The organism is Paenibacillus sp. FSL H7-0690 (assembly GCF_037980415.1).
GTDB lineage: Bacteria > Bacillota > Bacilli > Paenibacillales > Paenibacillaceae > Paenibacillus_AQ > Paenibacillus_AQ odorifer.
The window spans coordinates 3,986,647-4,000,157 of record NZ_CP150281.1; the positions used below are offsets into that span (position 1 = coordinate 3,986,647).

General features: G+C 43.1%; 9 protein-coding genes. 3 read left to right on the forward strand and 6 right to left on the reverse strand.

The window, feature by feature from the left end; genetic code table 11:
• Positions 1–5: 5 nt before the first annotated feature.
• Complete coding sequence (gene zwf / locus MHI32_RS17590) at positions 6–1,541, reverse strand: glucose-6-phosphate dehydrogenase (RefSeq protein ID WP_340010404.1); 1,536 nt, start codon at positions 1,539–1,541, stop codon at positions 6–8.
• Between the two features lie 2,778 nt (positions 1,542–4,319).
• On the opposite strand from zwf, the gene MHI32_RS17595 reads away from it, so the two are divergent.
• A complete protein-coding gene (locus MHI32_RS17595) occupies positions 4,320–5,207 on the forward strand; it encodes a fructose bisphosphate aldolase (protein WP_076281684.1) in 888 nt (295 codons plus the stop codon).
• Positions 5,208–5,587: 380 nt separating this feature from the next.
• Here the strand turns inward: MHI32_RS17595 and MHI32_RS17600 are convergent, their stop codons facing one another.
• The 3 genes from MHI32_RS17600 to MHI32_RS17610 all read right to left on the reverse strand — a co-directional run bounded on the left by MHI32_RS17600 (position 5,588) and on the right by MHI32_RS17610 (position 8,622).
• On the reverse strand, positions 5,588–5,950 hold the full coding sequence (locus tag MHI32_RS17600; RefSeq protein WP_076128270.1) for a DUF1304 domain-containing protein: 363 nt from the start codon (positions 5,948–5,950) through the stop codon (positions 5,588–5,590).
• Positions 5,951–6,112: 162 nt separating this feature from the next.
• Positions 6,113–6,946: a hypothetical protein gene (locus MHI32_RS17605; RefSeq protein ID WP_076281683.1), complete on the reverse strand. Its 834-nt coding sequence runs from the start codon at positions 6,944–6,946 to the stop codon at positions 6,113–6,115.
• A 92-nt stretch (positions 6,947–7,038) separates the two neighbouring features.
• The gene (locus tag MHI32_RS17610; RefSeq protein ID WP_076281682.1) at positions 7,039–8,622 is read right to left on the reverse strand and encodes a glycoside hydrolase family 43 protein; all 1,584 of its coding nucleotides are present in this window, start codon (positions 8,620–8,622) and stop codon (positions 7,039–7,041) included.
• 121 nt (positions 8,623–8,743) lie between these two features.
• On the opposite strand from MHI32_RS17610, the gene MHI32_RS17615 reads away from it, so the two are divergent.
• Entirely contained in the window at positions 8,744–9,601 is an 858-nt protein-coding gene (locus MHI32_RS17615) for an AraC family transcriptional regulator (protein ID WP_076128265.1), read from the forward strand.
• 7 nt (positions 9,602–9,608) lie between these two features.
• Here MHI32_RS17615 and MHI32_RS17620 read toward each other — a convergent pair whose 3' ends face one another.
• Positions 9,609–11,063, reverse strand: a complete 1,455-nt coding sequence (locus MHI32_RS17620) for a glycosyl hydrolase family 28 protein (protein ID WP_076194660.1) — start codon at positions 11,061–11,063, stop codon at positions 9,609–9,611.
• A 212-nt stretch (positions 11,064–11,275) separates the two neighbouring features.
• On the opposite strand from MHI32_RS17620, the gene MHI32_RS17625 reads away from it, so the two are divergent.
• Entirely contained in the window at positions 11,276–12,382 is a 1,107-nt protein-coding gene (locus tag MHI32_RS17625) for a glycoside hydrolase family 88 protein (RefSeq protein WP_076281681.1), read from the forward strand.
• Between the two features lie 64 nt (positions 12,383–12,446).
• Here MHI32_RS17625 and MHI32_RS17630 read toward each other — a convergent pair whose 3' ends face one another.
• Positions 12,447–13,508: a glycoside hydrolase family 76 protein gene (locus tag MHI32_RS17630; protein WP_076128258.1), complete on the reverse strand. Its 1,062-nt coding sequence runs from the start codon at positions 13,506–13,508 to the stop codon at positions 12,447–12,449.
• Between the last annotated feature and the right edge of the window lie 3 nt (positions 13,509–13,511).

Sequence of the window (13,511 nt, forward strand, 5' to 3'; positions counted from 1 at the left end):
GGGGCTTAAGCCCCTGGCCGTATATATTCCTGCGCTGCTGCAACTTCTGCTTGAGCGTCGAGAAGATCTGACTCCTGATCTGTATCATCAAACCACCAGCGGTCTTCACCCAAAAGCTCCATAGCCGCATCTGGACCATAAGAACCTGAAGCATAGGTATGAAGTGGCATTAGCCCCTCTTCCATAGCTTCCTGGATTGGTGTAACCCATTGCCATGACAGCTCGACTTCTTTCCAATGAGCGAAGAAAGTGGCGTCACCACGAAGTGCATCAAAGATCAGATTTTCGTAAGCTTCTGGTACGTCTGAAGTTCCGGCTTCATAAGTAGCGAGGACAGGTTCAAGTTTCCCTTTTTGCAGCTGATCCTTCGTATTCAACTGAAGCGTAATGGCTTCATTCGGACCGATCTCGATGATGAGCAGATTTGGAACGTCATTTCCTTTATTTTTGTTATTGTTATCATTAAACGGTTCTTTAAATTCTATAACAATTCTTGTTGATTTCTCTTTCATTCTCTTGCCGGTACGGATATAGAACGGAACTTCATTCCACAATGGATCATCTATAAACAAACGCGCTGCAATAAACGTCTCATTTTGTGAGGATTGGCTAATTCCTGGTTCATCTAAGTAGCCTGCAACAGATTTACCTTTAATTTCACCTTCAGCATATTGTCCGCGGACAACATATTGATTAACTTCGTCTTTACTTAGCGGAATGAGACGCTCCATGACATATCTTTTCTTCCCACGGATCTCTTCAGGTGTACTGCCTTTTGGAAGCTGCATCGCCATCATCATGAGCAATTGCAGCATATGGTTCTGGAACATATCACGAAGTGCCCCAGCTTTATCATAATAGCCTGCCCGTTCTTCAACGCCAACAATCTCACTCGCCGTAATTTGCACATTTGCGATATACCGATTTTTCCACAGTGCTCTAAGCACAGGATTTGAATATTTTAGAACTTCCAGATTCTGAACCATCGGTTTACCCAAGAAGTGGTCAATTCGGAAAATCTCCTCTTCAGTAAATACGGCATTCAAGCTGTCATTTAACTCTCTTGCTGTTTGCAAGTCTGTACCAAAAGGCTTTTCAATTATCAGACGCTTCCAGCCCTTCGTAGATCCCAGACCACTGGAGTGAATATTGGCGGCAATTTCCTTGAAAAACTCAGGACCCACCGATAAATAGAACATCCGATTCTCCGGAATGTTAAAAAATTGCTCACGACGTTTAACATGCTCCAGGAGCTTCAAATAATCCTCTGTATTACCTACATCTAGAACGCTATATTCAAAAGCTTCCAAGAAAACCTGCAACTGTGGAGATTCTACTGCCGGCTGTCTAGAAAATGTCTGCAAAGATTGCAGGACTTGCTTACGGAAAGCTTCAGTTGAAACTTCTCTTCTTCCTAATCCAATCACTGAGAGAGGACCTGAAATTTGACCATCTAAAAAGAGGTTATATAGTGCAGGATAGATTTTACGTTTTGCTAAATCTCCTGTAGCGCCAAAAAGCACAAATGTTGATGATTCCACTTTCATTCCTCCCGCTATTATATATTATTTATTAACTTACTTTTAATTACTAGCATACTCAGTAGAATCAATCATACGACTGATATTTTTATTCGTCAACCTCATTTCGACATTTACGAAAAGTTATTATTTTCACAAAGCTTCGAATTGGTAATTATGATTAATGTCACACCAATTATCTTATTGGATTATTCGTATTAATTCACTAGGAAATAATCCGCAAATAAGATAACAATCCGCTCCCAGCATGGCTTTTGGCGTTCTGAATTTACACACTCTGATTTAAAATTCTTCATCCAAAGCTGTTTACAACATAAACAAAATTCCCAGTCGCTTAAATAAGCTCATCCTTCCACTGTGTTTCAAACTAACTTTTAGTAATGGAGTGGTTTGGTCTCGCGCGCCTCGAAGAAGACTATGCGATTTGATACCAAGTTTGGGAATTAAGCATAAAAAGTGACTGCTTCGAGGAATATTACTTGAGAAAACTTCGAAGGAATTTTCGCTGAGCACATTGGAGTGATTTGGAGTCTGTGAAGAGAACGATTGGGGATGAGATGACGTTTGCAAAGAGTACCATTGGGGATAGGTTGAAGGTTGCTAAGAGTACCCTGTGAATGTCTTGAGTTTGCTAGGTGAACCATTGGGATTGTCCTGAAGTTTGCTAGGTGTACCGTGTGGATGTCTTGAAGTTTGCTAAGTGTGCGCTTTGGGGGATCACTTTAAAGTTCGCATAGAGCGTCTTTAGATCCAGTTTGGAGTAACATTTATGTTTACCCGCATCTCCGGCTGCGGCGAGATCAGACCTTGGAGACCTTAGACGTCGATTCGTTCTCGTCTGCCGTGGCTTTATGTTCACACTAACTATGGGTTCGGACTCAGGAGACACTATTTCACAGATTTTGGTCATTTCGCCATGCTATCGGACTCAGATGCAACTATTCGACCCAATGTACTCCTCTTTGGAGCAAATACTTGGTAATAAGAGCTATGCAGTCCGATACTTCTGAAAAATGCTCCAAAAACACTAAATAGCTGCAATACAGTCCGAACGATGATGTAGTATCTTCAAACTTGGCTAGTCCGGACTCAGGTGACATTCTACTTCGATACTTACTCGTCTGCGGAGGCTACGAGTCCTCGCCATCGACGGTCCGGACTCAGGAGACGCTATTTCACAGATTTTGGTCATTTCGCCATGCTATCGGGCCCAGATGCAGCTATTAAACCAAATTCACTCCTCTTTGGAGCAAAAACTTGGCAATAAGAGCTATGCGGTCCGATACTTCTGAATAATGCTCCAAAAACTCTAAATAGCTGCAATACAGTCCGAACGATGATGTAGTATCGTCAATCTTGGCTAGTCCGGACTCAGGTGACATTAAACGTCGATACTTACTCGTCTGCGGAGGCTACATGTTCTTGCCATCGATGGTCCGGACTCAGGAGACGCTATTTCGCAGATTCAGGTTATTTCGCCATGCTATCGGACTCAGATGCAACTATTCGACCCAATGTACTCCTCTTTGGAGCAAATACTTGGTAATAAGAGCTATGCAGTCCGATAATTCTGAAAAATGCTTCAAAAACACTAAATAGCTGCAATACAGTCCGAACGGTAATGTAGTATCTTCAATCTTGCTAGTCCGGACTCAGATGACCTCAGACGTCAATTCGTTCTCGTCAGTTGAGGCTACATGTTTTCACTAACTATGGGTTTGGACTCAGGTGACGCCTATACGTCGATACTTACTCGTCTGCGGAGGCTACATGTTCTTGCCATCGATGGTCCGGACTCAGGAGACGCTATTTCACAGATTTTGGTCATTTCGCCATGCTATCGGACTCAGATGCAGCTATTGAACCAAATTCACTCTTCTTTGGAGCAAAAACTTGGTAATAAGAGCTATGCGGTCCGATACTTCTGAATAATGCTCCAAAAACACCAAATAGCTGCAATACAGTCCGAACGATGCTGTAGTATCTTCAATCTTGCTAGTCCGGACTCAGCTGACATTATACGACGATGCTTACTCGTCAACCTAGGCTATATGTCCACACTAACTATGGGTTCGGACTCAGGAGACGCTATTTCACAGATTTTGGTCATTTCGCCATGCTATCGGACCCAGATGCAGCTATTGAACCAAATCCACCCCTCTTTGGAGCAAATACTTGGCAATAAGAGCTATGCGGTCCGATACTTCTGAATAATGCTCCAATAACACCAAATAGCTGCGATACAGTCCGAACGATGCTGTAGTATCATCAATCTTGGCTAGTCCGGACTCAGGTGACCTCAAACGTCGATTCGTACTCGTCAGTTGAGGCTGCATGTCTTCACTAACTATGGGTTTGGACTCAGATGACGCTATACGTCGATTCGTTCTCGTCTGCGGAGGCTGCAAGTCCTCGCCATCGATAGTCCGGACTCAGGAGACGCTATTTCGCAGAGTTAGCCCATTTCGCCATGCTATCGGACTCAGATGCAGCTACTCGACCAAAAAGTGACCTCAAACGTCGATTCGTTCTCGTATGCTAAGATTGCAAGTCTTCACCATCTAGGGATCGGACTCAGGAGACCTACACGTAGATATCTCGTCATCCCCATGGATCAATTAGATCCGGAAGTCCTTATAACGCAGATTCAAACCACCTCACAATAGACTAGTTACCAGCCAAGTTTACAATGCCATTTGTTTAGAGCCGGTACATTAAGTGTTATAGTTAATGAACATAAGATTTTTCATTCAGTTCACGAAAGGAAGGAGTATTTTCATGAATATGGAGCAATGGGAACAAATTCGGACGGGACAGGGATTTATAGCTGCCTTGGATCAAAGTGGTGGCAGTACACCAAAAGCGCTGCTGCAATATGGTGTTGCAGAGGACAGTTACTCTAATGAAGATCAAATGTATGGGTTGGTTCACGAGATGAGAACGCGCATTATCAAGAGCCCTGCATTTGATTCAAAGCATATACTGGGTGCAATCTTATTTGAGAACACAATGGATCGTTCCATAGACGGGCAATATACTGCCGATTTTCTATGGGAGAAAAAAGGGATTGTGCCTTTCCTGAAAATCGATAAAGGTCTTGCCGACCCTGAAGACGGAGTACAACTAATGAAGCCTATTCCCGGCTTGAGTGATCTTCTGAAGCGGGCCAACGAACGTAACATCTTTGGTACAAAAATGCGCTCGGTGATTAAAGAGGCTAATCCTGCCGGTATCAAAAAGGTGGTTGAACAGCAGTTTGAAATCGGTAAGCAGATTTTAGCAGCGGGACTCGTACCTATTATCGAACCGGAAGTTGATATCCACAGTGCTGATAAAACGGCTTCAGAGAAGCTGCTAAAAGAAGAACTATCGGCCCAATTGTCTACGCTGGGCAAAGACGTGAAGGTCATGCTTAAGCTCTCCATCCCAACGGAGAATAATTTCTACCGCGAATTAGTGGATGATCCTCATGTTTTGCGAATTGTCGCTTTGTCCGGCGGTTACACACAAGCGGAGGCCAACGATAAGCTCGCCCATAATCAAGGACTGATCGCCAGCTTCTCACGTGCGTTATCACAGGGACTAAGTGCTGGGCAGTCAGAAGAAGAGTTTAACGCGCTCCTCTCCAAATCTGTAGAAGCAATTTATGCAGCCTCTATTAAATAAGATCCTCATTTAAACCAGACACATAAAAAGAGCTGTTTCCCTGACAGGTGTTCCCTGCTGGGTAGCAGCTCTTTTTTTATGATGAGAATTTACTTTAAAAGTCTAGAACTTTCAGATTAAACGCCATTTCATCTACTCATTCAGCCCACACAAGCATGCAATGGGTTTGTTAAAGTCCCTTACATCTTATCTAAGGACCACACCTGTACCTAAAACACATTAATCAACCAATTCTCTGTTGTTTCTTGGTACACCATCCATAATTCCTGTTTTTAATCCAGCGCATTTCATTACCCAATAATTTCTTGATCTTACGCAAAAAAGGCTTCCACCACGCAAGTACGCGAGGTAGAAACCTAATCGATTACTTCTATGTTATCTTAAATCGAAACCACGAGGATTAATGCAATTAAAGCTGGCAGTCCTTGCATAAATAAAATAGACTTTTTCACCGTCAGTCCGCCATATAACGCTGCCACTATAACAGTTGATAAGAAGAAGATTTCAATTTGATGACCGAAATTTACATTCGGATGAACCAATCCCCAAATTAAACCTGCCGCCAAAAATCCATTGTATAACCCTTGGTTCGCTGCCAGTGTTTTAGAAGCATCCGCAACTTCCTGTGTCATTCCAAAGACTCGAAGCCCTTTTGGCTTTGACCAAGCGAACATTTCTAAATAAACAATATAGATATGTATTAACGCAACAACACCGACCATAATATTAGCTACCCATACCATCAAAATAACCACCTTATTTTAATTTGTGTACAATTTAATTGTATCACATTAAAACTCAAAAGTGTATACAACATCTCATAAACAATTCGACACTAAAAAAGAATAGCCATAATCTTCAAAAAAAAGACTATCGCTATTCCATACGTAATGTTTTATGAAATTCTAAAATACTTTTGCAGCAATATAAACGGTTACGCTATTGTAAAAACCATAAAGAGAGCCATTGCTCCAGACGAAATTGCTAGGATCTGAAATTCCCGTATTTTGAGACGCTTGATGTCCATGTTTCTCTGACCATAGACCTGAGCTATTTTGAAGCATGAAGTGGTAATCAACGTTATCCTCAGGAATATCGACTTTACCATTACCATTTGAGTCGATCCATCCCACTCTTAGTGCAATTCGATGTTCATCGGAATTAATCGCTGCAGTTCGGCCCGGAAGTATCCGCCAACCCGGCTTAAAGTATAAAGGATTCGTATTGCCATCTTGAACCACAAGACCAGCAGTATAATACACGTTAGTAAAATAGGCAGGATCTCTGACATTTGAGACCCCGTCTCCATCACCAGGGTTGATTGCCCCTGGAAATCTTAAGGCATAACCATAACAGTTAATCCCATAACTATTTTCGGCTGTATAGGGCCACGCATGACCATAAGCGGAAGCTAGAGTTGCTTGCGGAGAATCAGGTTCAAAAGTAGGTGTTATTAGCTCCGGTGCTAACAATTCATTATTAATAAGATTGTCATCTGCCGGGGGTACAAAGCTTGATGACTCTTTGAGTTCTCCAACTGTAGTAACATTTCCTTGTGTGTCCACAATAATCGTATCGTCGCCCTTCCATTCTCCAACCCAAACCTTTTCCGGTCCAGAAGTTTGGACTTCTTTCAAATTACTCATGTCGACGTCGATGGGTGCGGCCATTGCAGCAGAGGACAGGGCCAGATTCAGCAAGAGCGTGCAGGTTAGTGCAACTTTAAAAGTCTTTTTCAAAATCACAAACATCCCTTTCTATGTAAGATAAGTAAAAATTAACGTTTTATCCTAAAATAGACTATGAAGAATGTTATGGTTTTTCCGAACACCTATAAAGCTTTATATTCAAAATAGTCAAAATAAGCCGGCTTCGCTTGCTGATCCAAATCCTGAGCACATACCCCGACATAGGAACCGGTAAAGCCAAGCTTGCCGCCATATTCATCCGAAAGCGTACCAAAATCTAAGGGAGTACAGACAGCTGTCCAATTCACCCCGTCTGATGAAGCATAAAACAACAGATCACGTCCATGAATTTCCGCCTTTAGATAATAACGATCCCAATCTTTCACAGATAGCTGCATAGAGGAAATCTCATCGTATTTGCCACCTCTACACAGCACAACGCCCAAACTAGTTCCACGAATCTCATCTGCGGTAACACGCAAATAATAGTAATCACTGTCATCATAATAGAGGACTAACCCAGCCATTTGCAGGAAGCTATCCGGCTCGAATTCCAGACAGGTTGTAGCTAAGCATTCAAAATGTTGAATCGGCCGGGCAATTAAACTCTGATCATGCAGTGAAGCTAATGACTCTCTGCCGCGCAGACGAAGAAAACCCGGACGTTCCTTCAAGCTAACCCAAGATTCATCAAAAGGTACACGCAAGCTTTGGTATGGAAATCCAAGAACCTCTCCATCAAATTCATCTCTGTTTGGCAGCTCCTCAAAAGTGAATATCGGCAGGTCAGGAGCCACGGTCTCCAATGCAGGCAGCTTCCCTCCGTGGGCCAATCGCAACCAGCCATCCTCTGTCCATTCACAACGTTGAATCGCAGTTTCCCGGCCTAACGGATTCATCGTTGACGTTCCCGGAATCGGACGTGTGCATAAATGCGCCATGTACCAGTCCCCATTCTGAGTCTCAACGAGCGATCCGTGCCCTGCTTGCTGAAACGGGTAGGTCAGATCATGTGCCGTGGTCATAATCGGGAAATCCGGATCCGTCTCATAAGGACCTGTGAGGCTTCGGCTTCTAGCTAAGGTGACCATATGGTTGATGCCGGTGCCCCCTTCTGCTGTCAGCAAATAATAGTACCCATCCTTCTGGTACAATTGCGGACCTTCGGTCACTCCGATAGGTGTCCCTTTATAAATTTCATGGATAGGTCCCGTTAATTTGCCAGTCTCCGGGTCATATTGCTGCATAACGATGCCAGAGAAGTTATTGTGATTTTTACGGAAATCCCAACGCATATTAAGCAGCCATTTGGTCCCTTCCAGATCATGGAACAAAAATGGATCAAATCCGCTGCCATTAAGTCTAACCGGCTCACTCCACGGGCCCATGATTTCCGTCGCTGTAATTAAATAATTATGCAGATCTTTATATACACTTTTGCGAGATTTCACATCTGTAAATAGCAGATAAAATACGCCTTGATCATAAGAAAGCGCGGGTGCCCAAATGGAACCAGAGCTTACGTTACCACGCAGATCTACTTGTGAGGCTTCTGTCAGCACACGTGAAATGGAATGCCAATGAACTAGATCCTTGGAATGATGAATTTCTACACCTGGAAACCATTCAAAAGTAGAGGTTGCGATATAATAATCATCCCCTACTCTAATAAAAGACGGATCTGGATGAAAACCTGCCAACACCGGATTAACAATTTTTTGCGTCATAATGTTACCCTCCACTACCGGATTTTTCATAGTTTAACGTATTTATTGTATCGCTTTCATAACGATTAAAGTTATAATGAGATATAAGAAAATGTTTGTATTTTGTCATCTTGGAGGGCCTATGAAGCAGCTGTTCGAACCTGTTGTTTTTGAAGAACATAAGACCTTGATTTGGGATTATAAAATATATACCGACGACTATTACAAAGGTTATTATCACTGGCATCAATGCTGTGAAGTCATGTTCGTGTATGGCGGACAGGGAAACGTTGTTGTGAATCAGCAGATGTACGATATCCGCAGGGGAATGTTATTCTTTTTCCAGCCCTATCAGCTGCACCGGATCTATTCTGAGGTTTCTCCCGAGTGTCCTTTTGAACGAACCATCTTCTACATTGATCCACATGTTGCTGAACACCTGCTGGAGGGTTTTGCGAAAAGGAAGGCTTTATTCACAGCGCTTTGGCAAGGGAAAAATACACATTGTGCCTTTGATCTTAAGGACCACGTTGAGTCTGTGGAGTGGATTCTGGAGCAATATAATCACAATAAAAAAGTCAGTCTGACTGAGGATACCGAAGACATTTCACTGTTAATTCTTCAATTATTGAGCAATATAGGAACTGAAGATCAGCATGTATTCCAATCAGGAGAACGGCGAACCTTGCGCTATTCTGAGAAAATCATGAGTTTTATCGAAGAGCATTATCATGAGGAGGTTAATCTGGATCAGTTAGCTGAGGAGATTCACTTGTCCAAATCCTATATCTCCAGAATCTTTCATCAGGAAACCGGAGGAAGGCTTGTTGATTATCTGACTGCCCGCCGGATCAAACAGGCCTGCCGCTTGTTAGGAACGACAGACCTGCCTGTGGAGCAAATCGGAATCACTGTTGGTTTTCCAAATGCCTCTTATTTCAATCAACTGTTCAAAAGAGTCCTAGGGACGACGCCATTAAAATATAGAAAAAGTAATTAGATCCAATCTACACAACCGTATTTTTTTCAGTCACGAAGAGTATATTTTTAGCAAAATGATTAATATCTATCAGCTCTGGGCGGGGGGCGTCCACCAGTTCACCATTGATCCTTAAATTGACAAAGGTCACATTTTCAACAGCTCTCTCTTCGTCATATCCATAAATTCGTGAAGGGTTGGCCGTCCCGCTATAGCTGATGTCGCGAAATGTAATGTCCCGGATGCTTGTCCCCGGCTCTGGATTGTAATCCTTGTTATAGACCACCCGCACATCAATTAGCTGCCCCCGCTCAATACGCTCTACACGTATATTTTCATATAGAACATTACATACCCTATTTCGATCCCCGGCATTAATCGCCAGTGCCCCCCAATAGTTCTCTTGCGGTTCGTGATGATTCAAGATATCAATATTTGCAAAAACAATAGACTCAATGGTGTCCCCGTTCCGTTCATGGTCCCCATGTGTACCAATCATTAATGGATGAGCGACATCCGCCCACAGAATGGAATCACGAACGCTAATATTACGGGTATCCCCATAAAAATCCCATCTCGAGCCGTAAATAGCAATACAATCATCCGAATTACGCATAAAAACATCCCGGATTCTAACCTCGGAACTAGACATAATATCAATGCCATCAGACCACCCCCGAGTGCTAAACGATTTGAAATTATCAATCACAATCTGCTCAGACTGCCCGATGAAAATGCTGTAATGTGGCGGATCAATCACGGTAATACCTTCCACATTTATGGATCGCGAAAAAATAATTCGTATCCCTCGAAAGGCCGAGAATCGATGAAAATCCGCAAGATAAATTATACCGCGACCACGAATGGATACATCATGAACTCCCTCGCATACCAAGGAACCTACAAGCACTGAACCTCCGGCAAGATACACCGTGGTTTCCGAAGGGACCGGCAATACTGTTTCTTCTATATAATGTGTGCCTGGAGCGAAATAAAGCACCTTCCTTTTTTCACGAGGATCAGCAGCGGCATTATCCAGCAGCCGTAAAAGATCAGGTTTCCGGTGTATACCCGGTTGGACTACTAGAACATTAGCATCCTCTGGTTGAGGGGCATCCTTCTCCTTAGGGTTAGCAAATAAATGCAGATTTCGAAAAATATCACCGTTGATCTCAATCGATAACTTTTGCGGACCTGTTAGCTTAAACAAAATGGTATTTCCATGATATTCGTAAGAGATCCCTCGCGAAGCCGGAGCAATGTTCACACAATCAATCTCCGTATAAAGACAGGTGACTTCAACTTCTACTGTACCTTCCAGATCAAAATAAGCCATGGATGCAGGACGCACCTCATGCATATCTACCTTAACCTCGTAAATAAACAAGCTATGCCATTCTCCTTCAGGCTGCCGTACTCTAACCTTATAATCCTCACGTCCCGGGATATCTTTAGGTGCTTTATATACTTGTAAATCATCCACTTTACCATCCTCCTGTTCATTTCGATTGTATCGCTTCCAACACCGATAAAGTTTTAATGTGTTATGCAGAAATGTTTGTATTTTGTCAGTTTTAAATTATAAGCCAACTTCAACATGACAATAATCAAACATTTCCTTATATCAAAACACAACTTTCCTGAGCTTTAGAAAGCTATACTCATAACATCCTAATTACACTGGAGGCAATAATAATGACAAACCCTTATTGGCAGGAAATCATAGGTAGACTTGATACAAAAGTGGAACGTATGGTAGAGCAGATCGGTAACAAGTGCCCGCATTTTGCCGGGAAAGATGGCAAATTTGATGATATCGGTTCAGACTGGTGGACCACAGGATTCTGGCCTGGACTCCTCTGGATCATGCATGATATGACCGGAAAAGATCTTTACAAGGAGGCTGCTTGGCATTGGGACGGTACCTTGGAGGAATGGTTTGTTAAACCAACGGTTGAGATGCATCACGATGTGGGATTCCAATTCCTTCCGACAGCTGTAATCAAACATACAATTACAGGTGACGAAGATGCCCTGCGCAGAGGAATTGAAGCGGCGAATTTCCTCGCTGCCCGCTATAATCCTGTAGGCAAATTCATCCGCGCATGGAATGAAGATAAATACGGCTGGGTAATTATCGACTGTATGTTAAATATCTCCCTGCTGTTCTGGGCCAGCAAAGTGACAGGTGATCCCCGCTATAAGCATATTGCAATTAGCCACGCCGAAACGACAATGCAATATGGCATACGTGAGGATGGATCCACCAAACATATTATTTCTTTTGACGCAGAGACAGGTGCTTATCTTGAGAATTTTGGCGGTCAAGGCTACTCGGCTGAATCCTCTTGGAGCCGAGGAACAGCTTGGGGATTGTACGGCTTTATCAATACTTATCGCCACACTGGTGATGAACGTTTCCTGAACACTGCTAAGCGGATCGCACATTATTTCATCTCTGCTTTGCCTGAGGATCAAGTCCCTTATTGGGATTTCCGCCTAGAGGATGATACCCGGATGTTCCGAGATAGCTCCGCAGCCTCTATAGCCGCTTCAGGATTATTAGAGCTTGCAGATATCGTACCCTTAGGCGAAAAAAGTCTATATGCAAATGCAGCGGAGCGAATTCTGCGCTCACTGACGGAAAATTACGCAACCTGGGAGCTGCCGGAGCATGAAGCGATTTTATTGCACGGAACTGGCAGTGGCAATTCCTTCATTGATGTATCCCTGATCTATGGAGACTACTATTATATTGAAGCTGTCGCTAAATTAAATGGCTGGAAACATCGGATTTTCTAATTGCAGATAGTTAATTTAAACAACAAAAAGACACCTCTCTTGAGGTGTCTTTATATATTTCAGGCTATTCGTTCACCAGTGCCGCAGCACCCTCCAGAAGCATCAAGCCGCTGAGTTGAATACTCAGCTGAACCGGAAGCTCCGGTTTCACTTCCCACGATGAACTGCACAGACCCAGTTGTTTATCCAGACCTTTTTCCCACAACTGCATTGCATTGGCCAATATAACCTCGCGAATACGGATATTTACAGGAGATATTTTACAGAGCTGAACCAAATAACGAATCAGAATGCCCTTGAACAATCCAGTATCATCAATGCCTTCATCAGGCAACATCAGATTAATTGGATCGCATAACCGATCAATACATGTATTAGCCGTTCGAATCGCATCTTCTAAGTAATGAACATCACCTGTATTCTTGTAAAGCTCTAGGCCAGCGCCTAGAAACACTCCCTGACAGTAAGTAAACTCCCAGTCGTAATCGATCTGGCCATCCCCAAGTCTATTCATCCCATCCCACACAAAACCAGTCGTAGAATCCATCAAATATGTCTTGTTCCATTCATAGATACGGAGCGCCCACTCCAGATCCTCTTGCTTATGAAAAAGTTCATATAACCGGGCTGCAAGGATGACGGCAGGTGCATTGGCAGGTGTGTTTTTATAATCTAGCTGATCCTTCTTCCACGCCAGACCTCCACCCAACTGTTCATTCCAAGCCGTCTTAATATCCTCCCATAGATCAAGCACAGCATTTAAATAGGCTTCATGTCCTGTTACCCGATAAGCACGCAGCAACGCCAATGCTGTCCATTCCATATCATCATAGTAATTATGCCTGAAAGTCCCCCCGTTATAAGCTTGCAGACTCTGACTTAGCTCCTTAATTTTCAAGGAATACACAGGATCTCCACTACGCTCATAACCATCTACTAAAATATCAATGACATGAGCCTGCCACCAATAATAAAAGTTTTCCCCCGCAACGTTGTACGCTCTGGGATACCATTGGTTCATGATCCCCGTCTCAGCATTATAATAATTACGTAGTAGACATTGTTGGAACCACTCGGACTTTTCCTGCCAACTGACTGCTTCTATGGCTTCCTTTGCTTGTGTCATTAA

Excerpts from the sequence above, each read along its gene's own strand:
- MHI32_RS17595 (WP_076281684.1), top strand. The coding sequence starts at position 4,320 with ATGAATATGGAGCAATGGGAACAAATTCGGACGGGACAGGGATTTATA.
- MHI32_RS17600 (WP_076128270.1), bottom strand. The coding sequence starts at position 5,950 with ATGGTATGGGTAGCTAATATTATGGTCGGTGTTGTTGCGTTAATACAT.
- MHI32_RS17610 (WP_076281682.1), bottom strand. The coding sequence starts at position 8,622 with ATGACGCAAAAAATTGTTAATCCGGTGTTGGCAGGTTTTCATCCAGAT.
- MHI32_RS17615 (WP_076128265.1), top strand. The coding sequence starts at position 8,744 with ATGAAGCAGCTGTTCGAACCTGTTGTTTTTGAAGAACATAAGACCTTG.
- MHI32_RS17625 (WP_076281681.1), top strand. The coding sequence starts at position 11,276 with ATGACAAACCCTTATTGGCAGGAAATCATAGGTAGACTTGATACAAAA.
- MHI32_RS17630 (WP_076128258.1), bottom strand. The coding sequence starts at position 13,508 with ATGACACAAGCAAAGGAAGCCATAGAAGCAGTCAGTTGGCAGGAAAAG.